Genomic DNA, 25,498 nt, shown 5'->3' with positions numbered 1-25,498 from the left:
AATAATGATATGAATTTTATTATTGAATGGAGAAGGTTATGTTACATATTCACATTATTGCTCCTTACCAAGCAATGTCACCTATTATAGAAGAATGTCAAACGATATTTGATCAAATTCAAATTACCTATTCCGTTGGGGATTTACAAAGAGGTCTTGAAATGGCCAAACAAAAGGAGCATGAAGAAATCGATCTATTTATTAGTCGTGGTGGTACGGCAAAATTATTAAGAGAGCATGTAACCATTCCTGTCATCGATATTCATTTATCGGGTTACGATTTAACTCGTTCATTAACTTTAGCTAGTCAAATGAAGGAAAAAACGGCCGTTGTAGGATTTGCGAATATTACGACAGGTGCTTCATCGATTATTGATTTGTTAAATTTACCTTTAAAAGTATATACAATTGATACATCAGAAGAGGTTGCCCCCCTTCTATTGCAGTTAAAAGAAGAAGGTTATCAGCACATCCTCGGAGATGTTATCACTGTTCAAACGTCTGAGTTATTAGGGCTAAGAGGCATGCTGTTACAATCAGGGAAAGAATCCATCATTCGAGCAATTGAAGAGGCTTTATTTTTATGGCAGCAGTTAAATAAACAACAGCTTATTCAACATATATTAAATCAATTACTATTGAAAACCCATCGCAATATCATCATATTTAATCAAGAGAATGAAATCATTTATAAAAAAATAGAGGGGGAGTGGAAAGTTCCACTTTCCGATCAAGATTGGTACTTATTACATACTTCTATTGATAACACGAGTGATACTTTCTCAAGATATTTTAATAATGAACAAGAACAAATTCGAGTTACTGGATATCGATTTGACGAATATAAGGTATATACTATTGAAAAATATGCATTAAACCTATTATTAGATAATGGAATAAAATTAAAAACAACACTGATGAAAGAGCCTATTGCAACTAAATCTGAAACAGTCAAGCATCATTTTGAACGGATGAAAGCTTTATACGAAAATAATAAACCGATCATGTTAACTGGTGAAAAAGGGACAGGAAAAAAATTTCTAGCGACTCAAGTACATGTAGAAATGTCGCATTCAGGATTATTGATTGAATTAGACGCTAACATGTATCGTCCCAAAAATAATCATTCATTATTTATTTCTAAACCGACTAGCATTCTTATTTATGATGTGGAACCGAATGCTGAGAACTTACTTACTGTGTCAGAATTGCAACAACTATGCCAAGAAAACCAGGTCCAATTATTTATAACCTCTGAACAGCCATGGTCACAAGAATGGGTCGAGGACGAAAAACTACATCAAATTCATTTACCGAAATTATCAGAGCGAATGGAAGATTTACATGAGTTAGTTCATTATTTTCTTTTTAATTATCATCAAAAATATGGAACCACAGCAATGAAAATATCTGATGATGCTTTGATTTTCTTAAGAAGTTTAATATATGTAAACCATATTGATAGTTTGCGTGACATTATTAAACAAGCCGTACTTAATGAAAATGACTATATTTTACATGAGAAAACAATTCAATTTGTCATTAAACAAGAAAATGCTCACCAAGGATTTCCGATTCATGGGACTTTAAAGGAGATGGAGACGGCTATTATTGAGCAAGTTCTAAAAGAGGAAGATTATAATCAAACAAAAGCAGCTAACCGTTTAGGTATTAATCGTGCGACATTATGGAGAAAATTAAAAGGATAGTTATGGACCTATCACTTCAATTGGAGGTGATAGGTTTTTTGAATGTAAGTGACAGGATAAGCCGAATAAGAGCAATAACTATCCTAGAGATTTTGGTAGCGATGAGTAGAACTCCACATACCATTATTAATCAACTTTAATCTAAAATACAAAGCTATCAGGGAACGTGAAAAAAGCAAGGTCTAGTGAATAGTACCGCATCGAGTTTTAAAGGAATAAATAATTAATTATCCCAATATTAGGTGTTGCAATATTAAACTAATTAAATAATCTTTATATTTAAGTGTTGCATTATAGATCTATCTATTTTACTCTAATGATAGAGCAAGACATGAAAACGCTTTATATAAGGGGAGAGGAAGATAAAAATGAAAATTAAAGCGACTTTAGATCGAATACCTGGTGGAATGATGGTTGTACCTTTATTATTGGCTGCTGCCATTAATACATTTTTTCCAGACTTATTAAGAATTGGTGGATTTACAGAAGCGTTATTTGTAAACAGTTCCAGTGCACTTATTGCCCTATTTTTACTCATAGCAGGAACGCAAATTACGTTTAAAACAGCAGGTACTTCTGTTAAAAAAGGAGTGACATTACTAGCCTTTAAATGGGGGATTGGAGCAGGTATTGGTTTAATTGCGATTTTATTAGCAGACTCAAATGGATTATTTATGGGGCTTGCACCGATTGCGATTATTGCAGCCATGACTAATTCAAATGGTGGCCTTTACATCGCATTAGCCGGTCAATACGGTAAAGAGGATGACAAAGCGGCTTATCCATTTTTAGCATTAAGTGATGGTCCCTTTTTAACGATGGTAGCATTAGCTATTTTCGGTACAATGGGCTTTGCAGAAGGAATGTTTTCACCTATTGATTTCGTAGCGGTTCTATTACCTTTATTAGTTGGGGTTGTTATTGGGAACTTAGATAAAGATATGGGCGATTTTCTTCATAAAGGTAGTGATAAATTAGTACCATTTTTCGCCTTTTCACTAGGGATGGGTATTAATTTCACATCAATTATACAAGGTGGATTAAGTGGAATTTTATTAGGAGTAATGACTGTATTATTTACAGGTGGAATTGGCTATTTCATTTTTAAATGGATTGGTTGGAATCCAATCGTTGGTACAGCGGAAGGCTCAACGGCCGGAAATGCAGTAGGTACACCAATGGCGATTGCAGCTGCAAACGCATCCTTTATGCCTGTAGCCGAATTAGCAACCGTACAAGTAGCAGCGAGTGTGGTAACAACGGCCATTCTTTTACCGATATTTATCGGATTTTTAGCTAAACGATTGGAAAAGAAAACAGGAAAAACAGTAAAAGAAATCAATGCAACCATGTAAGGCATCTAAAGGAGAGGTTTGATGAATTTAGCAATCATCGCAGACGACTTAACAGGAGCCAATGACAGTGGGGTTCAGCTAGCAAAGTACGGCCTGCAAACATCCGTTTTTTTCAAAATGGACCAACGTAATTTACAAGAAAATGATGCGATTGTTTTTGATACAGATAGTCGAGCAATGGCAGCGGAAGAAGCCAAAAATGTCGTTGCGGATGTGACCCAATTTTTATTAAAAGAAGGGGTAACTAACATCTATAAGAAAATTGATTCAACGATGCGGGGAAGTATCGGTGCTGAGTTAGTCGGCATGCAACAGGAGTTACAGGCAGATTTTATAATCATCTCACCTGGCTACCCTAAAAACCATCGTCAAGTTATTGATGGCTATCATTATTTAAAAGGGAAAAAGTTAGCAGAGACAGAGATCGCCCTAGACCCAGTAACACCTGTTCATGAATCTTATTTACCGGATTTGCTAAAAGAACAAATCGGTGAACAAGTTGGTTTAATGAATTTACAAGAATTACGAACAGAAGCCAGCTTTCATGAAAAATTAAACTTTTTTGAAAATAATGGGATTTCATACGTGGTAGTTGATGCAGAAGTAGAAGAAGATTTACGAATTCTACTTTCAGAATTGAAGAAAACAAGTTTTTCTATTGGACTAGTAGGGTCTGCAGGTTTGGCCAATTATTTACCAGATTATTATGACCTAAAACCAAAGGTGCAGAACTACCGTATTACGGATACGAATAAACCTATCTTAACCGTCGTAGGAAGCGTTAATATTAATTCAAGAAATCAATTAAATAAACTATTAGCAGAAGAAATCTTTGCTGTAAAAATTAATTCATTCAAAGCTGTGGGGAAATTAGAAGACAGAACAGCTGAAATTGAACGTGTTTATCGTGAAGTGCAGCAAGTCGCTAAAAGTGGACGAGATGTTGTCGTTTACTCATCTGGAGAACGAGAAGACATCGATTATGCTCGAAAAGTAGGTGCACAAAACGGTTTTGATTTCATGCAAACAAGCAAAGAGATTGTAGCTATGATTGGTGAAATAGCTGCACGTTTATTACAAGAAGGGTTATTTCAAGGTATTGTTATGACTGGTGGAGATACAGCTAAGAAAATATGTGAGCAATGGGATATAACGGGGTTCACCTTGTATGATGAACTTGAAGTAGGCGTGCCGATATCAAGCTTTATCGGAGTCGATGGATTATTCGCGATTACGAAGGCTGGCGGATTCGGAAAAGAACGTGTATTTATTGATTCTATTGCTAAGTTAAAGGGAGTGCATGATAGTGAGTAATAGACCTATTATCGGTATAACAATGGGCGATGCGTGTGGGATTGGACCTGAAATTATCGTGAAAGCATTAGCACATAAAGAGATTTATGATGCATGCCGTCCAGTAATTATTGGAGACGCGAAAATTATAAAAAAAGTATTACCTATTGTTGAATCAGGTTTAAAAATTAATCAAGTAAATGAACCAGAAGAAGCGACATTTAAGTATGGGACCATTGATGTTATTGATATGAACCTACTGCCTGATGAATTACCATTTGGTCAAGTATCAGCGGAGGCAGGAAATGCTGCTTATGAGTATTTAGCGAAATCAGTTGAATTAGCCAAAGAAAAAAGAATTCATTCGATTTGTACGGCGCCGTTAAATAAGGAAGCACTACACAAAGGTGGACATCTATACCCTGGTCATACAGAGATTTTGGCGAAACTAACTGATACAGAAGATTTTTCGATGATGCTTACAACACCGAATCTTCGTGTCATTCATTTAACGACTCACGTTGGTTTAATAAAAGCGATTGAAAGCATTACTCCAGAAAGAACGTATAAGGTTGTGAAGTTAGCACATGAGACCTTAAGTAATGCAGGAATGGATAATCCACGAATTGCTGTATGTGGTATTAATCCACATGCAGGGGAAAATGGCTTATTTGGCAATGGCGAAGAGGAAGAAAAGCTTTCCCCAGGAATCCAACAGGCTAAAGAAGAAGGTATAAATGTGACAGGTCCGCTTCCAGCAGACACCTTATTCTTTAGAGCGGGGCGTGGCGATTTTGATATGGTCGTTGCTTGTTATCATGACCAAGGTCACGCACCGATAAAAGTTATGGGTATTGAAGAAGGGGTTAATATTACCGTCGGGTTAAAAGGTGGAATTGTGAGAACATCTGTTGATCACGGAACTGCTTTTGATATAGCTGGTAAAAATATTGCAGAAGAGAAAAGTATGATTGCTGCCATTCGCTCGGCTTATGAGTTAGCACCTAAATAAAATGATTACATGAAAACCACCTTGAATGCACAAGCCTTGTGTAAAGGTGGTTTTTTAGTTTTCAACGATGGCCTTCAGTTGATTCGATGTTTAATCATTTCTAATCGCGGGGATATCCTCACTATACATGATTTAATAGATTAGACTAAATCAAAGGAGCTGGAATTCATGAGAAACTATACAAAACATTATATAAATGGTGAATGGGTAGAATCAACAGGAACGGATACGATAGACGTTATAAACCCGGCAACAGAAGAAATAATTGGGCAGATTAGTTCAGGTACAGAAGAAGATGTTCACCGAGCTGTAATGGCGGCTAAAGAAGCATTTCCATATTTCTCACAAACATCTCGTGAAGAAAGGATCGCTTTGTTAAACAATATCGTTAAAGAATACGAGAATCGTAAGGATGATTTTGTTCAGATTATTACAGAAGAGTTGGGTTCACCTATAAGTAAAAGTGAGTCGGTACAATATGAAATGGGTTTACAACATTTCAAGCAGGCAGCTAAAGAATTAGAAACCTTTACCTTTTTAGAGGATCGTGGTGGACATGTTGTTCAGAAGGATGCCATTGGTGTGGCTGGTTTAATTACACCTTGGAATTTCCCAACCAATCAAGCAGCAACTAAGCTAGCAAGTGCCTTTGCTGCAGGGGCAACGGTTGTTTTAAAACCAGCTTCGAAGACTCCATATGCTGCCATTATTATGGCGGAAATCTTCGAAAAAGCTGGGATGCCAAAAGGCGTCTTTAATTTAGTAAATGGTAGTGGTTCTAGAGTAGGAAATGCCATTAGTTCGCATTCGGATGTGGCGTTTGTATCATTCACTGGCTCTGGTGCAGTAGGTGAAAAGATTATGAAAAACGCAGCAGAGGGAATTAAAAAGGTATCTCTTGAACTAGGAGGTAAATCCCCTTTAGTTATTTTACCGGATGCTAATATTTATAAGGCGGCCCAAACAGCTGTTGAAGGTGTAGCAAATAATGCAGGTCAAGTTTGTACGGCGGCAACTAGAACGATTATTCCACATTCGATAAAAAATGAGTTTGTCGAAGCGGTTAAAGAGATTGTCGCTAATTATCCTGTGGGTGACCCTGTTAAAGAATCAACGCAAATGGGACCACAAGTATCAAAAGATCAATGGGAAACCGTACAATCATATATTCAAAAAGGTATTGATGAAGGAGCAACATTAATTGCAGGTGGTCTTGGGAAACCAGAAGGCTTAGAAACTGGCTACTTTAGTCAGCTTACGGTATTTTCTAATGTGAAAAATGATATGGTGATTGCACAAGAAGAAATATTTGGCCCGGTCATGTCGATTATCACCTATGATGATTTAGATGAAGCGATTGAGATTGCTAATGACACTGTGTATGGTCTAGCAGGTTATGTGTATGGTGAAGAGCCTAAATTACTTGCTCATGTAGCTAAGAGTTTGAAAGCTGGGAGAATTACAATTAATAACGAAGATGGAGATTTCCAAGCTCCTTTTGGAGGCTTTAAGCAATCAGGAATAGGTCGAGAATGGGGCGACTATGGAATTGAAGAATTTCTTGAGCCTAAATCGATATTAGGGTTACCTAACGTATAACGAAATGGATAGATTAGGTTAAAAAAGGTTAGGAGAATACGACTCCTAACCTTTTTTGTGCTCAAAATATTTCACATGAAATTTCCATTCAAATTATAAGCAGCCTCACAATTTGAATAGCCGTGCCACCTACCTATCATTCATATTGATTCTGACCTTGAGGTTGATTTTCTTGGTTCTTTTCTTATATATCCTCCAATTACTAAAATAATAGGGAATACGATCCCAAACACCATGGCATAAAAGGGCCAAAAAGATAAAATCTCAATTAAGGAACTAACATCCTTCCAAATGATCGTTGCTCCAAACAAGATAAGAAATAAAAGAGGTATAATCATATTTTGGGGCTTATGAAGATGAAGACTAACTCTTAAACCATCTAAGCTAATGTATGTTAAAAGTGAGATTCTAAAAAATATCGTAATATACCAAAATACGGCCACCAATACTTCAAATCGTTCAAAAAAGTTCGCTATTGAAATCGTCCTAACGACAAAAACACTAGGATAACGTAAATTAGCCGTTATAGCTTCGGACAAGACACCGATCGATAAAAGAGTAACTAAAAAAAACATGAATCCACTTATTACAGTACTTTTAAGCCATACCTTGATCCATCTATCTGGATGTTTAAATCGATCTTTTAATTGTAAGATAAAGATATTTTCAAAATACGGAAAAGAAAGTAAAGTGAATGAGCCAGCAATTACAGGTTTAAGACCCTGATCAAAGATGGGTTGTAAGTTAGCAAGCTCGAAATCAAATAGTAAAGGTATGTAACCAATCGCAAACAGTAGAACGACGATAAAAAAGAGTAATTCAGCTAACCTACCAATGGTTGATAATCCAGAGCGTATCGCATAATAAACACAAACTAAAAAGATAAAATAGAAAGCTTCAGGTGGGGTAACGGTTAAATAGGCATTACCTAAAAAATCGCCTAAATCCCTTAAAACCGTCATGGAAATTAAAAGTGGATAACAAATGATATAGATAAATATAATGAATCGTCCAAGTGGTCGACCAAATAGAAAGAGAATATATGAAGTTAAACTTCTGTTTTGCATCTTTTTAGACAAAAGAATATGAAGTAATAAAAGAAATAGGGCAAAGAAAAGAGAGAAGCTTATTGAAATCCATGCATCCTGTTTAGCTGTTGTTGCTAAGGATCCAGGCAATAATAAAAAGGCACTACCGAGATGGTGCAAGCTAAATAACATCGTTACCTGACGATTTGTTATTTGTTCTAATTTCATAAAGGCCCCCTCTTTCTTTACGGTGTCAGTAATGCTTCAATTGTTTGGGCAATAGGTGCAAAGATCGGTTCAATCCACTGAAATGGGCTAGAAAAAGGGATTCCGAGCCATTGCCCTATAAAAAGGCTTAGTCCAACTGTGAACACAGCTAGATTTTTAGCTAAGTCTGAACGTTCACCCTTTTTCCAACTGTGTCTAAGTTCTGCTATATAGCTGATTAGGATGAGACAGACAATTACTTTAGGAACCATCTATTTTACTCTCCAGTATATCTTGGGAAGGATTTACAAGTGTTCCCAAGCCTTTGATGTTAACAGAAACAGCTGTGTCTGTTGTTAGGCGTGTTTCGAAATATTGTTCCCAATCCTGTTTAATCTCTTTCCAGTAAGTCGGGTACTCTCTATGGACAAGTTCACCAAAGCCGAAAATATCCGTTTGGACATTTTTTTGAATATCTTCTACATTTTTTTCGATCATTTCGCTTAAATGTTTGGCAGTTGTTTCATTTAATTCAGTAATACTTGCCGTGTTCTTCAAGTCAATAGGGCAATGTATTTCGCCTAATTTTGCATCAATATCAACCTTAATAGTGATATTCACCTGTTCATTATTACGTAGACTTGTATCTAATTTAGTATTTGAATCAATGATTTCAAGGACAAATTTATCTGAAGTTGAAGGACAGTTAAGCTCTAGAATACCGTTTTCAATTTCTCCTTTAATGAAACTATACGTTTGACTGTTTTCTTCACTTAACATTTGAACTAATTTACCCTTTTTAAATACGGCTAATTTCTCGATTTTAAAAAATGTGCTTGCGACCGGACTTGACGTATTATCTAACGTTTTTCCTTGAACGTGGTCACCTTTGATAGAAATCGCAGTCATTACGGTGCTAGTACCATCTTTGACAAGTGATTTCATAACATCTTTTATAGGGTAGTTGACGGTGTTTAATGTGTTTTTTGAAGAATTCTGAATGGAGTGATAAATATCCAGAGCGGGCAGGACTTCTAATGGTGTTATAAGGCTTAAGACGTCTAAGGCAGAGTAATCTTGTGCAATGACGATTTGAAAATCAGGACGTACTTCATGATCCCTAATAAGTAAATCAAGGATTGTGTGAATCCCTTCTTTAGCGGTTTCTTCATCAATGACAATCAGGTGTATATGAGACAAATATATCCGTCTAGCTGTTTGTTGGGTCATTTTTCTAAGAGCTGAAAATATCGTATCCGCCTGTTCCGATACGACAATGACTGGTGACCTTTCTGAATTTTTCTTTAGAGACATTTGCAAGGGATCGACTACTTGAACGGTAACACGGTAGCTATCTTCAAGCTTATCAATGCCTAATGCTAAGCTAATGGCAATTTCATTGAGCTCTTGTTTGTTCCAACAGCCACTAAGAATTAAGAGAGTAAGTAAGAGTGAAATGAATTTTCTCATGGACGTCCCTCTATTTCTTGTTTCTGTTGTTTTCGCTTATTAAACGGAAATCTTAGTATCGTATCTGGACTTTTGTCTTGATCATATGGAGCAATTGGGCTCATGTAGGCATTACCAAATGATTCAAGCTGACATAAATGAATACAAAGTAAAAAGAAAGCAACGGTAATCCCAAAAATGCCAAATACAGATGCAAAAATCATAAAAATAAATCGTAAAATTCGGATAGGGATGGACATAGAGTATGATGGTATAACAAAGGTTGATATAGCTGTTATCGCAACAACAATGACCATAGCTGCCGAAACGATACTTGCCTCTACGGCTGCTTGGCCAATTACAAGTGTTCCTACAATAGATACAGCTTGACCAATCGTTCTTGGCATCCTTAGTCCGGCTTCTCTTAGAATTTCAAAGGTGATTTCCATTAATAACGCTTCCACAAAAGCAGGAAAGGGAATGCCCTCGCGTTGTGCTGATAAACTTAACAGTAAAGCTGTCGGAATCATATCTTGATGATAGGTTGTTAAAGCGATATAAATAGCAGGTGTGAACATGCATATAAATAAGGCGATATAACGTAAAATACGAATTAATGAACTGTAATACGCAGGCTGATAATAATCTTCGGCCGACTTAAAAAAGTCAGTGAATCCTGTGGGGAGTATAATACTAAATGGAGATCCATTGATAAGAATGACTACTTTACCATCTGTTAAGCCTGCAACAACAACATCTGGTCTGTCACTAGTAAAAGTAATCGGAAAGATTGTCCATTGATTTTTATCATGAATGACCTCCTGGATATACTCGGATTCAAATACGCGATCTATTTTGATCGTACTTAAACGTTTCTCAATTCTATGAACCAGCTTATGATCTGCAACATCGTGTAAATAGAGGAGGACTACATCGGTATTTGTTTTTTCTCCAATCTTAAACTGACTCATACGAAGCTGAGGATTTTTTAATCGTTGTCTAATTAAATTGATATTACTAGGAATTAATTCAGTGAATGCTTCTTGTGGTCCTTTGATGACCGTTTCCACTTTAGAATCTGTTACACTTCGTTCTTTATAAAGAGGTAATGAGACGGCCAAAGCATCCAACTCTTCTTCTAAAAACAACAAGACAGCACCTTCATAAAAAAGGAAGGAAGCTGATTTTGTATCATTCACATACTGTATAACATGGCTATCTAGCACTTGCTGTTCAATATATTTAAGATTCATCAAAACGGATGTGTCATGATGTAATAAAGGAGCGACGACGCTCTCCTGTAATGTTTTTAAATCAACAGAATTGCTTAAATAAAGTAACGTAGCGGTCTGATTATTTTTTAACTTTAATTCTCTCCGAATAAAATCTGAATTAAACTGAACGGTTTCTTTGGTTCTTTCCATGTTTTTTTGCCAATCTTGTGTAAAGCTAGATAGGCTATTCTTCACAAGCAATCACCCCCACACCTTATAGGTAGCTTTTCCAACCGCTCAAGAAATATGTAAAGTTATGAATGCTTGGTAGAGCATATTCCTGTTTATCATGTAAAATAAAAAGAGACAAGTATCTTCCATGGAAGAAAAGGGGTATAGCTTTGGATATTAATCATGCATATATGGATGAAATCTTCGAGATCATTTTTGAAAACGCTTATCACTGTATCGTGATTGTGGATAAAGAGGGAGTCATTACAAATATAAATGAGACCTATTGCAAATTTTTGGGGATTGATAAATCGAGAGCATTAGGTCGTCATGTGACAAAAGTGATTGAAAATTCTCGAATGCATCATGTTGTCAAAAGTGGTCAGGAGGAAATTGCTGATATTCAATATATTCGAGGCAACCATATGATTGCCAATCGAGTGCCAATTTTTGACGAGAATGAAGTGGTCGGGGCTGTTGGAACGGTGCTTTATAAAGATACGGAAGAATGGATGAAAATGAATAGCCATATTAAGGATTTATTGCTAGCCCTGGAAAACCAACGAAAAGCCCTCAAAGAACAGCATGGGGTGACCTATACATTACATGATATCGTTGGGAGCTCTGAAGCAATCACACACTTAAAAGAAAAAGTAAAACGAGTCGCTTCGGGTGATGTTTCGGTTTTATTAAGAGGGGAAAGTGGAACTGGTAAAGAGTTGTTTGCTCATAGTATTCATCATTTAAGCGAGCGGAACGAACAGCCATTTATCAAAGTGAATTGTGCGGCGATTCCTGACCATTTACTAGAGTCAGAACTTTTTGGTTATAAAGAAGGGGCATTTACTGGTGCTAAAAAAGGGGGGAAATTAGGTAAGTTTCAACTCGCACATCGTGGTACCATTTTCCTCGATGAAATTGGAGATATGCCTTTAAGTGCACAGGTTAAAATATTACGAGTGATTCAAACGGGTGAAGTGGAAGCATTAGGGTCAATGACGACTGATAAAGTTGATGTTCGTATTATTGCCGCCACAAATCAACCTTTAGAAGACCTAATTGATAAGCAGCAATTCCGTGAAGATCTATTTTATCGGATTAATGTGATTCAATTAGATATTCCGTCACTAAAAGAACGACGTGAGGATATTCGTATTTTGGCCAAGTACTTATTATTTCAAATTTCGATGAGAGTAGGTAAACGGATTGTTGATTTTAATGAACAGGTGATGAATCAATTTTTGAGTTATTCATGGCCAGGCAATGTTAGAGAGCTAGAGAATGTCATCGCGGCAGCGGTACATCTAACTAACTCTGAATGGATACAAGAACATGATTTACCTGCACATTTCGCAAAAATAGATGCCACGAAGGATAAAAGTCTTAAAAGTATTATAGAAGAAACGGAGAAAATAGTAATTAAAAAAGCATTAAGTAAATACAATGGTGACAAAAAAGCTGTGCAGCAAGAATTATGTATCGGCAAAACGAAACTTTATGAAATGATAAGAAAATACAAGTTGTAGTTTCCGTATATACGGAAACAGGTTCGTGTTTGCGGAATTGCACATATCGTGTGTTTGGTTGCTAATTTTAACTCAAATGGAGAGAGGTTTTTCCGTTTTTACGGAAAGTCCTCTCTCCATTTTTGTTGAAGAAGTCGGAGATTTGAACACTTTGTGGCTTTATAAAAGTTGGCACGAATCTTGCTTATATTAAATTGTAAACATAAAAGGGGGAATTGAAAGGATTTACAATTAATGTCCATGTATTTGAAAGCGATTTCTAAAAAGTATAAAGGTGGTAGAGGAAATGGTTAAAGATCAAGTTGTTTTTATCACAGGAAGTGCGAGTGGAATTGGCTTAGAAATAGGTAAATCATTTATTAATCAAGGAGCCAAGGTAGTTTTTACAGATTTAAATGAGGAAAAACTTAATGAGGTTACCAATGAATTTAAAGAACAAGGCTTTGAATGCTTAGGCTTTCGTTGTGATGTGACAAAGGAAGAGGAGCTTGCAACAGCGATTGAAAAAACGGTTGAGCATTATGGTCGATTAGATGTTTTAATCAATAATGCAGGTTTTCAACATGTCGCAAACATTGAAGATTTTCCGACAGAAACATTTGAATTAATTACAAAAGTAATGCTCGTTGCTCCATTTGTTGCGATTAAGCACGCACTACCTATTATGAAAAAGCAAGGTTTCGGTCGCATTATTAATATGGCTTCCATTAATGGGTTAATTGGTTTTGCAGGAAAAGCAGGCTACAACAGTGCTAAGCATGGTGTGATTGGACTAACGAAAGTAGCTGCACTTGAGGCGGCCGCACATGGTGTAACGGTTAATGCTTTATGCCCTGGTTATGTGGATACACCACTTGTTCGTAATCAGCTGAAGGATTTAGCGATAACAAGAGGGGTTACTTTTGATAAGGCGTTAGAAGAGGTTATCTATCCATTAGTTCCGCAGAAGAGGTTATTAGATGTTCAGGAAATCGCAGACTATGCGATGTTTCTTTCAAGTAATCAAGCAAAAGGTGTTACGGGTCAAGCGATTGTTATAGACGGTGGTTATGTTGCTCAATAAATTGATTTTATGAAAGCGCTTATATCTTTTTGGGGGAGAGTGTTATAAATGATTTTTAGTGCTATTGGTTTAATTGGTGGTTTGACATTATTAATTGTGTTAACGATGAGAGGGATGAATTTATTAATTGCCGCCCCACTATCAACGTTATGGTTAGCGGTATTTAGTGGTATCCCGTTGTTTCCACAACTCGTAGAAGCTGGGGAAGCAAGTATGGTAGGAAGCTACATGACTGGATTTTCAGGTTTTGTTGCGAATTGGTTTATTATGTTCTTGCTCGGTTCTATTTTTGGGAAAGTGATGGCAGATGCACGGGCAGCAGATAGTGTATCTAAATGGGTCGTAGATAAACTGGGTGTTAAATATGCATTGGCTGCTGTTGTCGCAGCGTGTGCGATCTTAACTTATGGAGGCGTTAGTTTATTCATTGTAGGTTTCTCTGTATTTCCACTTGCCTTAAGTTTGTTCAAACAAGCTAATTTACCGAGACGATTTATACCGGCAGCACTTGCTTTTGGTTCTGTAACCTTTACAATGACTTCCGCTGGCTCACCAGAAATTCAAAACTGGATTCCAATTGAGTTCTTAGGCACAAACGCTTATGCGGCTTGGGAAGTAAGTTTAATTGTTGCTATCTTTATGATCATTTTAGGTTATTGGCTTCTAAAGAAATTAATCTATCGTGCTGTTGCAAAAGGTGAAAAGTTTGAAGCTCGTGTTGGTGACCCGGTAATTGAAGAAAAAGAACTACCGAATCCATTGTTATCAGCGATTCCGTTGTTAGTTGTCCTTATTGTTTCTTTCATATTCCACGATACTTTAGGAACGTCTGCATTAATTATTGCATTAACTGGGGGAATTGTTGCAACATGGGCATTAAATCGTAAATTCCTACCAAATGTATGGGAGTCTGCTTCAAATGGAACGATGGGTGCTTTGTTAGCGATTACGAATACAGCGGCTGTTGTAGGTTTTGGAGCAGTTGCTCAGAATACAGAAGCTTTTAAAGCGGCGGTAGCTGCGGTGACCGATATCCCAGGGAGTCCATTAATTGGAGCCGCTGTTGCGATTGGAGTTATTGCTGGATTGACAGGTTCTTCCTCTGGTGGTCAGCAAATCGCCCTACCACTAGTGGCACCGCATTATATGGATATGGGTGTTAATCCAGAAGCGTTACACCGTGTCGCAGCTATTTCTTCAGGTGCATTAGATACATTACCACATGGAGGTTATGTAGTAACGACAATTCGAGCTATTTGTGGCGAGACACATAAAGACGCTTACCCAGCCTTTGCGGCGGTAACCGTAGTTGTACCATTACTTGGTGTTGTATTAGCGATTGCTCTATTTGCACTCGGTATGTAATAGAGGAAAAACAAAGATTCATGTAACCCTTATAAAATGTGAATAGCGAGTAATTTGAAAATGAAAGTTTAATGAAGAAATGACACCTATCTAATTGGCATAAAAATGCGAATTGGGTAGGTGTATTTTTTTTGGGGGATGCAGGCCTTAAAGAGATCGTGGATTTGTAGGATTTAAATGCTAATCTAAGAATGTTCAAAAACGATTAAATAACCATTTACACTTTTAGGTGGGAAAAAGCGTTACTATGTCGTAGGGAAAGCGAAGAAGTAACAACATAGGCCGAGCAAAAGCGAGGGAGTCACGAGACAACAGGGGAATAGAGCTGTACTGTTGTACGAAGTTCCGTCGAAATTTAATAATCAAGAGAATTTGTTTAAGTAGATCATGATTTTTTTTATCGATGAGTAAGTTACTTGAAATGCCACGCTTTTAATAATTGATTAATAGCTCTTTCTAATTCGTGTTCAGGGATGTGAGCAAAGCCAAGTAAAAACTGTGGTGCATCTTGTACGCCTTTTTTTAATGAGTAATTGGATAAAGGGTACACTTTCATGTTTGCTTTAGCAGACAAATCAATAAGCTCGTTTTCGGTGTGGTCATTATTAATTTTGAGCACGATATGTAATCCAGAATGCTCTCCAATTAGTTGAATGCTCTCCTCGTAAGTCTTTAATAGTGATAATACCTTTTCTAATTTCTTTCGATAGATTTTCCTCATGCGATTTAGATGTTTTTCAAAGTCGCCACTTTTCATAAAACTAGCTAAAATCACTTGATCAATTCGTGATACGGTGGAGTGATAATGAGCAAATTTTTGCTTAAATATATCTAAAAGGTTGTTTGGCAACACCATATAGCTAATACGGATGGATGGCATGAGTGATTTTGAAAAAGTGCCTAAATAAATGACCTTTTCAGTTCTGTCCATACTGTGTAAAGACGGTATTGTTTTACCAGAATAGCGAAATTCACTATCGTAATCGTCTTCAATAATATATCGTTCCGTGTTTTCTTCTGCCCAAGTTAATAACTTATGCCTGCGATTAATTGAAAGTACACTACCATATGGAAAGTGATGTGAGGGGGTTGTATATACAATGTCCACATTTAAGTCTTGCAATTGCTCAACTTGCACACCTTCAGCATCAACACTTATAGGTATGGCCTCATTGGGATAATGTTGAATGATTTTAAGCATCATATGATAGCCAGGGTCTTCAATTCCGTAAATTTTATCCGAACCAAGTAGCAATACAAGTTGCTGTAAAAGGACCTCAACCCCTGCTCCAACGACAATTTGATCAGGATGACATTTTACCCCGCGTGAGTGATATAAATAATGCCGAATTTCTTCTCTTAATTCCATTTCTCCTAACGTATCACCTAATAATAATAAATGGTGATTTTCAGGGGCTACTACGTTTCTGGCGTGTTTGCGCCATCTGTCGAATGGGAACTCTCTCGGGTCGATTTGACTCGGATGAAAATTATATTGATATTGTTCCTTTGAGGGAAGGGTCTTGATTTCCTCCTTTGTGTGACGTGGAATGTATTCTAGTTCATCTGATGCTTGAACAAAATAACCTTTTCTAGCTTTGACCTCTACATAACCTTCCGCTTGTAATTGCTCGTAAGCAGTTTCGATGGTATTTTGACTCACTTTTAAGAATTCTGCCATTTTACGCTTGGAAGGAAGTTTTGTTCCATAAGGTAACCGTCCTTCAGTAATTTCACTTTTAATATATGTGTAAAGTTGTTCGTATAATGGAACAGAACTATCTCGATGAAGTTCACACCAAAAGCTTTCCATAATTGCTCGCACCTCTCATATCTGAACCCATTACTTTTATTAAAACTGACACTTTCAATCATATCAGTTCATTTCTATACTAATAAACAAATCATTATATTTCAAGTATAGGAGTGGATTCGATGGAACGATTACTAGGAACTGACAAAGTGAAGCGCGGTATGGCTGAAATGCAAAAAGGTGGAGTCATTATGGATGTTGTTAATGCGGAACAAGCTAGAATTGCCGAGCAAGCGGGTGCTGTGGCGGTGATGGCTTTAGAGCGTGTACCTTCTGATATACGTGCAGCAGGTGGCGTTGCAAGAATGGCTGATCCAACCATTGTGGAGGAGGTCATGAACGCAGTATCAATACCGGTAATGGCTAAAGCAAGAATAGGTCATATTGTTGAAGCACGTATCTTAGAGGCAATGGGTGTTGATTATATTGACGAGAGTGAAGTATTAACGCCTGCAGATGAAGTCTATCACTTACATAAACGCGATTTCACTGTGCCATTTGTTTGTGGAGCAAGAGATTTAGGGGAAGCTACAAGACGTATCGGTGAAGGAGCTTCAATGATTCGTACTAAAGGGGAACCAGGAACTGGAAATATAGTTGAGGCTGTTCGTCACATGAGACAAATGCAAGCCCAAATCAAACACGTTATGGCGATGTCTATCGATGAACTTATGACAGAAGCGAAAAATATCGGTGCTCCATATGAGCTTTTATTGGAAATTAAACAAAAGGGGAGATTCCCTGTTGTTAATTTTGCTGCGGGAGGTGTAGCAACACCAGCAGATGCGGCATTAATGATGCAACTTGGAGCAGATGGTGTTTTTGTAGGGTCTGGAATTTTTAAATCAGAGCATCCAGAAAGATTTGCGAAGGCGATTGTTGAAGCCACTACACACTATACAGACTATGAATTAATTGCTCAGTTATCAAAAAATCTTGGCACAGCAATGAAAGGGATTGAAATTGCTACACTTTCGAAAGAAGAAAGAATGCAGGAGCGCGGCTGGTAATGATCACAATTGGCGTGTTAGCTTTGCAAGGGGCTGTTTCGGAGCATAGGCATTTATTACAGCAAAATGGCGTCCGCACGTTGGAGATTAAAAAAGCAGAGCAATTAGAAGAAGTGGATGGACTGATCATTCCTGGCGGTGAATCGACTACTATGCTTAAATTAATCAAACAGTATCAATTTTTAGAGCCGCTAAAAATGTTTAAGAAACCTGTATTCGGAACGTGTGCTGGACTTATTTTAATGGCGAAAAAGGTGAATGGTATAACTGATCAGCATTTAAGTTATATCGACATGGACGTGGAAAGAAATGCTTTTGGAAGACAAAGAGAAAGCTTTGAAGCGAACTTGGATGTAAAGGATATTGGCTCTAATATTCATGCTGTTTTTATACGGGCACCTTTAGTTAAAATGGTTGCACCTAACGTGAAAGTTTTAGCTGAAATAGATGGCGAAATCGTGGCCGTACAACAAGAGCAATATATGGCTTGCTCATTTCATCCGGAACTAACAAATGATGATCGGTTTCATCAAGCCTTTATTCAAATAATAGCAAGCAGGAAAATGAATGTTTGATGTTAAAGAGTAAGTCAGTGAAAAAGTCCTACTCATTATTTTGATATAAATTGTTCGTGGGGGAGATAGGCACTTTTTTTCAGAAGGGATTTATTCGTCGAAGCTTGTCGTGACAATGATTCGTTACTCCTTTCAGACAAGAAGAAATACAGTATGAATTAGGGATATTGAATTAAAAAGTATATTGGTATAAATATAAAAGTAGGATAATCGAACGAATATTCGTATTATTATATCGTGGTCGCTATGGATATGGTAAAATGTAAATAGACATATATTCCATTTGGACAAAGATAACTTGTCCTTAGCTTATTGCGATTTAACAGCCTTGCCAGATATGAACGTCTGTGTGAGGCTGATTTTGTAATTAAAAAGGGGGAGATAATCGTGTTGGAGTGGCTTGAGCCTGTATTACAACTTCTAGTACTCGCTGCCACAATCTTTTCTTCCATCACACTAGGGTTAAAGAACTTAAAAGAGCTCAAAAGAAAATCGAGAGACAAACCTAAAAAGAAAAATAGACGCTTCATGTAAGAAACGTCTTAGGGTGTGCTTCCCAATCATTATATTAGTAGCTAAAGAGAAAAATTGCAAGTGAATTTCATAATTTTCTGATTTATTATTAACTGTGGGATATATGTCTTTTCCATGGTTTTTTGTATGGAAGCTATCTGAAGCTCGCGTGCTCTTCTTCGAAGAGCGCTCCGGGAATGGGGGCACGCACCCTCCGGCGGGCACCAAACTAACTTGCTATCGCAAGTGGATTTCGGCCTGCCCTTACCTCCTGCAGGAGTCGGCCTCCCCATTCACTCCGCTCGGGTTGGTGCATGCTTCTTAGTTCATGTGAGTTGGTCTAGGGATTAAATTGTAATACATATAAAACAGCCTAATCCTTAAAAATAGAAGCTTAAAATTGGCTGTTTTATTTTCTAATTTCCTTGGCCTACAAGGTTTCCGAAATGTTGGCGGTGCCAAATAAAGAAAGGTGAATTAGTATTAGAATAAGACTCTTCGTAAGTTAGATACAATAAAAAAGCCACCGACCAAAGTTTATGATTGTTATATAGAGCTATATTGTTCTAATTATTATAATTATTAGTTTAAATTTCTCTGGATCTATTTTAAAATGGATGTACAGACTGTTTGGTCTGATTAGCTAGGGGGGATATGTGATGAGCAAAGAGCGTGTTAAGGGTTTACTAGCAACGATGGAACTACCGGTTATTAATGCTCCGATGTTTTTAGTTTCTGGACCGGAACTTGTTATTGAATCTTGTCGTCAAGGGATCATGGGGTCATTTCCACTTTTAAATGCCAGAACATCCGTAGAATTAGAAAACTGGTTGATTGAAATTAAAGAACATTTGAAAGTAATCGAAGAGGAAAATGGTCAAGTCGCTCCTTGGGCAGTTAATTTAATTGTTCATAAAACGAATAAGCGTTTTGAGAATGATTTGGCACTTATAGCCAAGTACCAACCACCCATTGTTATTACTTCATTAGGAAAGCCTAATTCTGTTGTTCAAGTAGTTCATGAATATGGTGGACTTGTATTTTCAGATGTGGCTACGCTTACACATGCTAGAAAAGCAGCTGAGACTGGCGTAGACGGTCTCATTTTAGTTACGAATGGTGCAGGAGGACATGGAGGGTTATTAAATCCAATGGCTTTTATAGCAAGTGTCAAAGAATTTTGGAAAGGAATCACTATTTTAGCGGGTAGTATTACAAATGGTAACGATATTTTGGCTGCCCAGGTTTTAGGTGCTGATTTTTCCTATATGGGTACGAGGTTTATCTCTGCAAATGAAAGTATGGCTAATGAAAGTTACCAAAAAACCTTACTTGATTCTACAGCTGAAGATTTAGTTTATACAGATGCATTTAGTGGTGTACCTGCCAACTATTTAAGTAAAAGTGTGTTGAAGGCAGGTTATGATATACAAGCATTACAAAGAAAAGAGAAAATCGATGTCGGACAATCAGATGCAAAAGCATGGAAAGATATCTTCTCTGCTGGCCAAGGTGTCGGTACTATTCATAAGATTCAATCCGTGGAAGAGATTGTTGCCGAACTAAAACAAGAATATACAAACGCATTAGAACAACTTAATCAAAAATCATTGCTCCCACGTAAATAAAATTAATATAATCTTCTTATCTAACTCTGTTTGGATAATAGCACCGGTCTATTGTCCAAACAGCAACTTCATGAAATCAAATTTCACCTTCAAAAAACAACTCGAAAACACCCCGATAAATCATGTCAAAGCCAATTTTTAAGCAACTTTGGGCAGTAAGTCAAGCAAACGGACCAAAAACAAATACTAGAAGGTCAGCTTATCTTGAGAAATGAGCGTCGCTCGTTGAACTTTCATACAAAGCTCCCATGATGACTTGTAAAGTATCTCATCACCAACAAAAAGAGAGAGTAATAACCCATCAGTATCAGTATCTAAAAACAAAGACCTAAAGATCATGATATCTAGAGAAATAATCACCACCTTTTAACTTTCATACAAAACCCACATGGCGAAGCCCCGTTCAATTCGCCACCAACAAAGATGAACGTGGCGTTCGCCTTTTACTGGTGGCTTTTCATTCATATAAACGGTTTTTGGGGATGCTCACACTTTGCCGTAGCCCTGCCACTTTTTAGGGGTGAGCTCGCAAGAGCTTTCCTAAAAAGATTCAGCGCACCGCACAACCAGCCACCACCAATAAAAAAGAGAGAGTAGTAACCCATCAGGATTAGTATCTAAAATCCAAGTGTTTTTGGGCCGTTAGCCAAGCGAGCTTGGCTACTTCACCCATTGTACTTTCAATGCCACCCCACTTAACCAGCTAACTTTAATGTGCAACCTACTAACCTAAGTTGACAGTATGTACCTTAATGATTACGATAAAATATGATAATCAGCAACTTAGAAGAGTGATTAAAGTAAAAAGAAAGGAAGAGAAGGATGACTGAACAAATTAGTAGTTTTCAACGCATGAGATTAACAAATCGTGCCAAGGTCCTTAATCAAATTCGATTAAAACAGCCTATTTCTAGAGCCGTTATTGCGAAAGAAACACAACTTACCCCAGCAACAGTGACCAATATCGTTCAAGACCTACTTGAAGAGAAAATGATTAAAGAAGGAGAAAATGGTTCCTCGCAAGGAGGCAGAAAGCCTATTCTATTATCCATCGATGATCGTAGTAAATATATCATCGGAATTGACATCGGTGCCTTTGAAGTGAGAATGGCGATTACTAACCTACAAGCTGTCATTATAAGAAAAAAAGACTTACCCTTATCGGCGAAATTAGATAACTCGTTATTTTTATCTTACATAGAAGAATCGATTCAAAACATAATTGAAGAATCTAGGCTTGATAAACAAGCAATAGTTGGTATTGGTATAGGTATGCATGGAGTTGTGAATGCTGAACTCGGAACAGCCATCTTTGCACCGAATTTCCAATTAGTTGATGTACCAATAAAGTCATATTTAGAAACGAAGGTTCAAATTCCTGTATATGTAGAAAATGATGTACGAGCTTTCACTTTAGGCGAGAGTTGGTTTGGAGCAGGGAAAGGTATTAACCATTTTATCTGTGTGAATGTTGGTGTAGGAATTGGAGCGGGCATTATATATAACGGTGAACTGTACCGTGGAAGTAATCATATTGCCGGAGAGTTCGGTCATACTCTCATTGATATTAAGGGTGAAAAATGCTCGTGTGGTCGTATTGGCTGCTTAGAAACGGTCGCAAGCGGAAAGGCTTTAGTTGAGTACGTCTTACAGGAAAAAGATAATGATTATATCATGCAGCAAGTAAATTCAAGTGAGCAGTTAACGGGTGAGCTCATTTTTCAATGTGCGAACCAAGGTGATCCTTGTGCAATTCGGATCTTAGCAAAGGTTGGATATTTCTTAGGGGTGGGTGTGACGAACCTTATCAATCTTATTAACCCTGAATGTATTATAGTCGGAGGCGGTGTGGCTAAGGCAGGTGGGTTTGTATTAGAAGAAATGAGGCGGGTTGTGAAAGATAATGCTTTAACAAATGACGCCCGCAACACGATAATTATTGAATCAGAATTAAAAGATGAAGGAACACTAATCGGAGCTGTTACATTAGTTTTAAATCATATTTTTTTCTCAAATCATAAATAGACTCTTTGAGAATTTTCAAACCATGTTAAAATAAACTTAATTTATTTAATAAATTAAGTTTATTTGCGATCTTTATTAGGAGGACGCCAGTATCTGAAGATCGCTTCACAAATCTTTGTTTTAAAAGCTAAAGAGTGATATAATTTGGCTGAATATTTCTTTTATTTAAATAAGGAAGAGGTGTTCCTTTTGAAGATGTTGATCTGAATTGTATGAACGTATTCCTATAGCACATGTTAAATTTCCGAACTCTCATTTTAAAGTAACTATTGAAATAAGAGGAGGAAAAAGCCATGAGTTATATGAATGCACAAGAAGTATTACCCAAAGAGTTAATCGACCAAATTCAACATTATGTAGATGGCAAGCCCTTATATATTCCTAGGAAAGAGAATAAGCGAAGTCGTTGGGGCGAAAAAAATGGCACAAGAAAACAACTCGCCATTAGGAATCACGAGCTTTATCAAGACTATTTATCTGGCGTTTCAAAACATGACTTAATGGAACGTTATTATTTGTCAGACAAAAGTATCCAGCGGATTATTAGGGTGCAAGGGCAATTGAATAAATAGACTGATTGACCTCTGAGCAAATGTTCAGAGGTTTTTAATCATTTCTACATAATAGAGAGTGAGTCCTATCTCTCTAGTCCAGACCGATAATTGAACAATATGATGAAATTCGTGGGCGATGACATGGTTCACAATGTCAGCATATATAGGAGTACCAAATGTTAACTTTTGAGCTGTTAGATACATGGCTCAAGTTTCATTCATACAAATTTTAAAGCTATCCCTAATTTATATGAGGATGTTATTGTATCTTTAAGGATGGTGAATAATATGAAAAATCAGTTATTGGATCGTGTTCAAAAATATGTGAATACCGATCATTTTTCAGGTGTTGTATATATAAGAAAAGAGAATCAGTTGATACTCCACAAAGCATTTGGTTATGCACATCGTGGTTTAAAAGTTAGTAATCAAATTCAAACAAAATTTGATACGGCTTCTATTACAAAAGTGTTTACCGCTGTAGGTATTTTGCAATTAGTAGAAAATTACGGACTTAATCTTCATTCAAAGGTTCATGATTTAATTGATTTAAGCCATACAAACATTGACTCACATGTGACAATTTATCAATTACTTACTCATACTTCCGGGATTGGTGACGATGCTGATGAAGAAGCCGGTGAGGATTATGAAGCGATTTGGCAATCAAAACCGAATTATATGATGAAAAAAACAACGGATTATCTTGAGCAATTTGTTTATAAAGATGCTAACTTTCCACCTGGAGAAGGGTGTCGTTATAATAATTGTGCTTATATTTTACTAGGATTAATCATTGAGAAGCTTACAAATATGAGTTATCACGACTACATCCGAACCTTTATTTTTGAAAAAGCCTCTATGCAAGATACACAATTTGGTCGTATGGATGAGGTGATTGAAGGAGTAGCTGAGCATTATGTTTCCGAATATGATGAGCAAGGTAATGTCACAGGGTATCGTAAAAATATTTATTCATATCCTTTTATTGGTTCAGCTGATGCAGGAGCTTTAACGACTGCTTCTGATTTAGCTTTATTTCTTCAAGCGTTAGCAGAGGGGAAGCTTTTAAATAAGAAATATACAGAACAATTATTCAAGCCTCATGAGTTATATCAAAAATATCAAGATTACTCGAGCTGGATGGGCTATGGCTTTCAATATATGATTCATTATGAGAGCGAGAACATATTTTATCGATACAAGGATGGAAATAATGCTGGAGTTAGTTGTACGATGAATGTTTACCCAGAAAATGATGTGACAATAATCATTTTATCCAATCAAGATAGTGATGTTTGGACCTTAGCAGATGAGTTGCAGGAAATCGTAAAAGAGGGTGAATCCATTGATCACTGAATTACATGAAAAGAGCTTCCGGCGGTGCCTTCCTTTATTAGAGCATGTAAGCGCACTGGAAGCAAAAGCGGTTCTTCAGGGGGTTAATCGTGGCAGAGTCTTTGTTGACGATAGCCAGAAGCCTAGAAGTGGCTTTGTCTGGCTAGGTAATCATGACGGTTTTCTTTTTTTTGGTGATGCAGCTAACGAAGTTTTCCTTGCTGAACTCCAATCGTTTCTTTTAGAAACCATATATCCAAACATGGTCGAACTAGGATTGCAATGGTTTGAAGCTATTTCCAGCCAAGCTAATTGGGAGCCTGTTTTAAAAAATGTCTTCAATAATAGTCCACATTGGCAACAGCATGTGTACCTTAATGATAATTTTCAGAACACGCATGAACAATTAGGGGGACAACTTTCGGGCAAATACGAGCTTTTACAACTCAGTAACGAAACAGATAACTACTTCAGCAGCCTCCTCAACTATTCAACAGTGAAAAAAACAATCGAACAATCATGGTATAGCTTAAACGACTTCTATGCTAAAGGAATTGGGTATTGTATCGTATTTGAGAGACAGGTTATTAGTTATTGCTATTCAAGTTTTGTCAGTGACCATTATTATATCATCAATATTTGGACAGATGAGAAATTCAGACGACAGTCTTTGGCACTCGAAACCGCACAGGCTTTTATAAGGTCGTGTCAAGAAAAGCAAGGTCACCCCTATTGGGATTGCACTGATAGTAATAGGGCCTCCAATCAATTAGCACAAAAGCTAGGCCTTAAGATTCAGCAGAGTTATACAGGTTATGAATACAAAGTTCCTACAAAGGTAATGAATAGCACCATACTAACTTAAATAAACGGTCACGACGAATGAGATGTTTACTATTGTCGCTCGATTACTTGCGAATTCTTGCGTTGTGTATCAAATCATGCAAAAGCAGCAGTTATTAGCTGCTTTTTTTATGTGGATATCAAAAGG

At 37.0% G+C, this 25,498-nt stretch carries 22 protein-coding genes; 16 read left to right on the top strand and 6 right to left on the bottom strand.

Annotated elements, in window-relative coordinates:
• Positions 1-38: 38 nt before the first annotated feature.
• The 5 genes from PQ479_RS02960 to PQ479_RS02940 all read left to right on the top strand — a co-directional run bounded on the left by PQ479_RS02960 (position 39) and on the right by PQ479_RS02940 (position 6,968).
• The gene (locus PQ479_RS02960; RefSeq protein WP_053070414.1) at positions 39-1,709 is read left to right on the top strand and encodes a sigma-54-dependent Fis family transcriptional regulator; all 1,671 of its coding nucleotides are present in this window, start codon (positions 39-41) and stop codon (positions 1,707-1,709) included.
• A gap of 368 nt (positions 1,710-2,077) precedes the next feature.
• The gene (locus tag PQ479_RS02955) at positions 2,078-3,064 is read left to right on the top strand and encodes a 2-keto-3-deoxygluconate permease (RefSeq protein WP_047989095.1); all 987 of its coding nucleotides are present in this window, start codon (positions 2,078-2,080) and stop codon (positions 3,062-3,064) included.
• 21 nt (positions 3,065-3,085) lie between these two features.
• Positions 3,086-4,378, top strand: a complete 1,293-nt coding sequence (locus PQ479_RS02950; protein ID WP_047989096.1) for a four-carbon acid sugar kinase family protein — start codon at positions 3,086-3,088, stop codon at positions 4,376-4,378.
• Positions 4,365-5,369, top strand: a complete 1,005-nt coding sequence (pdxA, locus tag PQ479_RS02945; RefSeq protein ID WP_047989097.1) for a 4-hydroxythreonine-4-phosphate dehydrogenase PdxA — start codon at positions 4,365-4,367, stop codon at positions 5,367-5,369. The genes PQ479_RS02950 and pdxA overlap by 14 nt, the downstream gene beginning before the upstream one ends.
• A 168-nt stretch (positions 5,370-5,537) precedes the next feature.
• On the top strand, positions 5,538-6,968 hold the full coding sequence (locus tag PQ479_RS02940) for an aldehyde dehydrogenase family protein (protein ID WP_047989098.1): 1,431 nt from the start codon (positions 5,538-5,540) through the stop codon (positions 6,966-6,968).
• 140 nt (positions 6,969-7,108) lie between these two features.
• Here the strand turns inward: PQ479_RS02940 and PQ479_RS02935 are convergent, their stop codons facing one another.
• Genes PQ479_RS02935 through PQ479_RS02920 form a run of 4 tightly spaced genes read right to left on the bottom strand, consistent with a single transcriptional unit; the run spans position 7,109 to position 11,121 of the window.
• Positions 7,109-8,224: a GerAB/ArcD/ProY family transporter gene (locus tag PQ479_RS02935; protein ID WP_047989099.1), complete on the bottom strand. Its 1,116-nt coding sequence runs from the start codon at positions 8,222-8,224 to the stop codon at positions 7,109-7,111.
• Between the two features lie 17 nt (positions 8,225-8,241).
• On the bottom strand, positions 8,242-8,475 hold the full coding sequence (locus tag PQ479_RS02930; protein WP_047989100.1) for a hypothetical protein: 234 nt from the start codon (positions 8,473-8,475) through the stop codon (positions 8,242-8,244).
• Positions 8,465-9,673 carry a Ger(x)C family spore germination protein gene (locus PQ479_RS02925; RefSeq protein WP_047989101.1) on the bottom strand — a complete coding sequence of 403 codons (1,209 nt, stop codon included), beginning with the start codon at positions 9,671-9,673 and terminating at the stop codon, positions 8,465-8,467. The genes PQ479_RS02930 and PQ479_RS02925 overlap by 11 nt, the downstream gene beginning before the upstream one ends.
• Positions 9,670-11,121 (bottom strand): spore germination protein, encoded by a 1,452-nt coding sequence (locus PQ479_RS02920; protein ID WP_273716750.1) that lies wholly within the window; start codon positions 11,119-11,121, stop codon positions 9,670-9,672. Before PQ479_RS02920 ends, PQ479_RS02925 begins: the two co-directional genes overlap by 4 nt.
• 152 nt (positions 11,122-11,273) lie before the next feature.
• Here PQ479_RS02920 and PQ479_RS02915 point away from each other — a divergent pair, with 152 nt between their 5' ends.
• The 3 genes from PQ479_RS02915 to PQ479_RS02905 all read left to right on the top strand — a co-directional run bounded on the left by PQ479_RS02915 (position 11,274) and on the right by PQ479_RS02905 (position 15,051).
• Entirely contained in the window at positions 11,274-12,623 is a 1,350-nt protein-coding gene (locus tag PQ479_RS02915; RefSeq protein WP_420535534.1) for a sigma-54 interaction domain-containing protein, read from the top strand.
• 286 nt (positions 12,624-12,909) lie between these two features.
• On the top strand, positions 12,910-13,686 hold the full coding sequence (locus PQ479_RS02910) for a 3-hydroxybutyrate dehydrogenase (RefSeq protein WP_047989102.1): 777 nt from the start codon (positions 12,910-12,912) through the stop codon (positions 13,684-13,686).
• 51 nt (positions 13,687-13,737) lie between these two features.
• A complete protein-coding gene (locus PQ479_RS02905; RefSeq protein ID WP_047989593.1) occupies positions 13,738-15,051 on the top strand; it encodes a GntP family permease in 1,314 nt (437 codons plus the stop codon).
• Between the two features lie 412 nt (positions 15,052-15,463).
• On the opposite strand, the gene pdxR is transcribed toward PQ479_RS02905, so the two are convergent.
• A complete protein-coding gene (gene pdxR, locus PQ479_RS02900) occupies positions 15,464-16,864 on the bottom strand; it encodes a MocR-like pyridoxine biosynthesis transcription factor PdxR (protein WP_047989103.1) in 1,401 nt (466 codons plus the stop codon).
• A 122-nt stretch (positions 16,865-16,986) separates the two neighbouring features.
• Between pdxR and pdxS the strand changes: the two genes are divergently transcribed.
• The 6 genes from pdxS (at position 16,987) to PQ479_RS02870 (ending at position 23,187) form a co-directional block, all read left to right on the top strand.
• Positions 16,987-17,874, top strand: coding sequence for a pyridoxal 5'-phosphate synthase lyase subunit PdxS (pdxS, locus tag PQ479_RS02895; RefSeq protein WP_047989104.1), 888 nt, complete (start codon positions 16,987-16,989; stop codon positions 17,872-17,874).
• On the top strand, positions 17,874-18,449 hold the full coding sequence (pdxT, locus tag PQ479_RS02890) for a pyridoxal 5'-phosphate synthase glutaminase subunit PdxT (protein WP_047989105.1): 576 nt from the start codon (positions 17,874-17,876) through the stop codon (positions 18,447-18,449). The genes pdxS and pdxT overlap by 1 nt, the downstream gene beginning before the upstream one ends.
• A 387-nt stretch (positions 18,450-18,836) precedes the next feature.
• Positions 18,837-18,983 (top strand): hypothetical protein, encoded by a 147-nt coding sequence (locus PQ479_RS02885; RefSeq protein ID WP_273716749.1) that lies wholly within the window; start codon positions 18,837-18,839, stop codon positions 18,981-18,983.
• Between the two features lie 638 nt (positions 18,984-19,621).
• On the top strand, positions 19,622-20,590 hold the full coding sequence (locus PQ479_RS02880; RefSeq protein WP_047989106.1) for an NAD(P)H-dependent flavin oxidoreductase: 969 nt from the start codon (positions 19,622-19,624) through the stop codon (positions 20,588-20,590).
• Between the two features lie 822 nt (positions 20,591-21,412).
• Positions 21,413-22,615 carry an ROK family transcriptional regulator gene (locus PQ479_RS02875; protein ID WP_047989107.1) on the top strand — a complete coding sequence of 401 codons (1,203 nt, stop codon included), beginning with the start codon at positions 21,413-21,415 and terminating at the stop codon, positions 22,613-22,615.
• A gap of 293 nt (positions 22,616-22,908) precedes the next feature.
• Positions 22,909-23,187: a CD3324 family protein gene (locus PQ479_RS02870; RefSeq protein WP_047989108.1), complete on the top strand. Its 279-nt coding sequence runs from the start codon at positions 22,909-22,911 to the stop codon at positions 23,185-23,187.
• A 24-nt stretch (positions 23,188-23,211) separates the two neighbouring features.
• Here PQ479_RS02870 and PQ479_RS02865 read toward each other — a convergent pair whose 3' ends face one another.
• On the bottom strand, positions 23,212-23,373 hold the full coding sequence (locus tag PQ479_RS02865) for a DinB family protein (RefSeq protein ID WP_273716748.1): 162 nt from the start codon (positions 23,371-23,373) through the stop codon (positions 23,212-23,214).
• Between the two features lie 84 nt (positions 23,374-23,457).
• Here PQ479_RS02865 and PQ479_RS02860 point away from each other — a divergent pair, with 84 nt between their 5' ends.
• Positions 23,458-24,528 carry a serine hydrolase domain-containing protein gene (locus PQ479_RS02860; RefSeq protein WP_047989109.1) on the top strand — a complete coding sequence of 357 codons (1,071 nt, stop codon included), beginning with the start codon at positions 23,458-23,460 and terminating at the stop codon, positions 24,526-24,528.
• Positions 24,518-25,372 (top strand): GNAT family N-acetyltransferase, encoded by an 855-nt coding sequence (locus PQ479_RS02855; RefSeq protein WP_047989110.1) that lies wholly within the window; start codon positions 24,518-24,520, stop codon positions 25,370-25,372. The genes PQ479_RS02860 and PQ479_RS02855 overlap by 11 nt, the downstream gene beginning before the upstream one ends.
• Positions 25,373-25,498 lie beyond the last annotated feature (126 nt).

The sequence above is a fragment of the Alkalihalobacillus pseudalcaliphilus genome (assembly GCF_028610675.1).
Taxonomy (GTDB): domain Bacteria; phylum Bacillota; class Bacilli; order Bacillales; family Bacillaceae_D; genus Alkalihalobacillus; species Alkalihalobacillus pseudalcaliphilus.
This window is presented reverse-complemented; position numbering and strand designations above follow the sequence as displayed.

Coding starts and splice junctions, on each gene's coding strand:
- PQ479_RS02960 (WP_053070414.1), top strand. CDS start 39: ATGTTACATATTCACATTATTGCTCCTTACCAAGCAATGTCACCTATT.
- PQ479_RS02955 (WP_047989095.1), top strand. CDS start 2,078: ATGAAAATTAAAGCGACTTTAGATCGAATACCTGGTGGAATGATGGTT.
- PQ479_RS02950 (WP_047989096.1), top strand. CDS start 3,086: ATGAATTTAGCAATCATCGCAGACGACTTAACAGGAGCCAATGACAGT.
- pdxA (WP_047989097.1), top strand. CDS start 4,365: ATGATAGTGAGTAATAGACCTATTATCGGTATAACAATGGGCGATGCG.
- PQ479_RS02940 (WP_047989098.1), top strand. CDS start 5,538: ATGAGAAACTATACAAAACATTATATAAATGGTGAATGGGTAGAATCA.
- PQ479_RS02935 (WP_047989099.1), bottom strand. CDS start 8,224: ATGAAATTAGAACAAATAACAAATCGTCAGGTAACGATGTTATTTAGC.
- PQ479_RS02930 (WP_047989100.1), bottom strand. CDS start 8,475: ATGGTTCCTAAAGTAATTGTCTGTCTCATCCTAATCAGCTATATAGCA.
- PQ479_RS02925 (WP_047989101.1), bottom strand. CDS start 9,673: ATGAGAAAATTCATTTCACTCTTACTTACTCTCTTAATTCTTAGTGGC.
- PQ479_RS02910 (WP_047989102.1), top strand. CDS start 12,910: ATGGTTAAAGATCAAGTTGTTTTTATCACAGGAAGTGCGAGTGGAATT.
- pdxR (WP_047989103.1), bottom strand. CDS start 16,864: ATGGAAAGCTTTTGGTGTGAACTTCATCGAGATAGTTCTGTTCCATTA.
- pdxS (WP_047989104.1), top strand. CDS start 16,987: ATGGAACGATTACTAGGAACTGACAAAGTGAAGCGCGGTATGGCTGAA.
- pdxT (WP_047989105.1), top strand. CDS start 17,874: ATGATCACAATTGGCGTGTTAGCTTTGCAAGGGGCTGTTTCGGAGCAT.
- PQ479_RS02880 (WP_047989106.1), top strand. CDS start 19,622: ATGAGCAAAGAGCGTGTTAAGGGTTTACTAGCAACGATGGAACTACCG.
- PQ479_RS02875 (WP_047989107.1), top strand. CDS start 21,413: ATGACTGAACAAATTAGTAGTTTTCAACGCATGAGATTAACAAATCGT.
- PQ479_RS02870 (WP_047989108.1), top strand. CDS start 22,909: ATGAGTTATATGAATGCACAAGAAGTATTACCCAAAGAGTTAATCGAC.
- PQ479_RS02865 (WP_273716748.1), bottom strand. CDS start 23,373: ATGTATCTAACAGCTCAAAAGTTAACATTTGGTACTCCTATATATGCT.
- PQ479_RS02860 (WP_047989109.1), top strand. CDS start 23,458: ATGAAAAATCAGTTATTGGATCGTGTTCAAAAATATGTGAATACCGAT.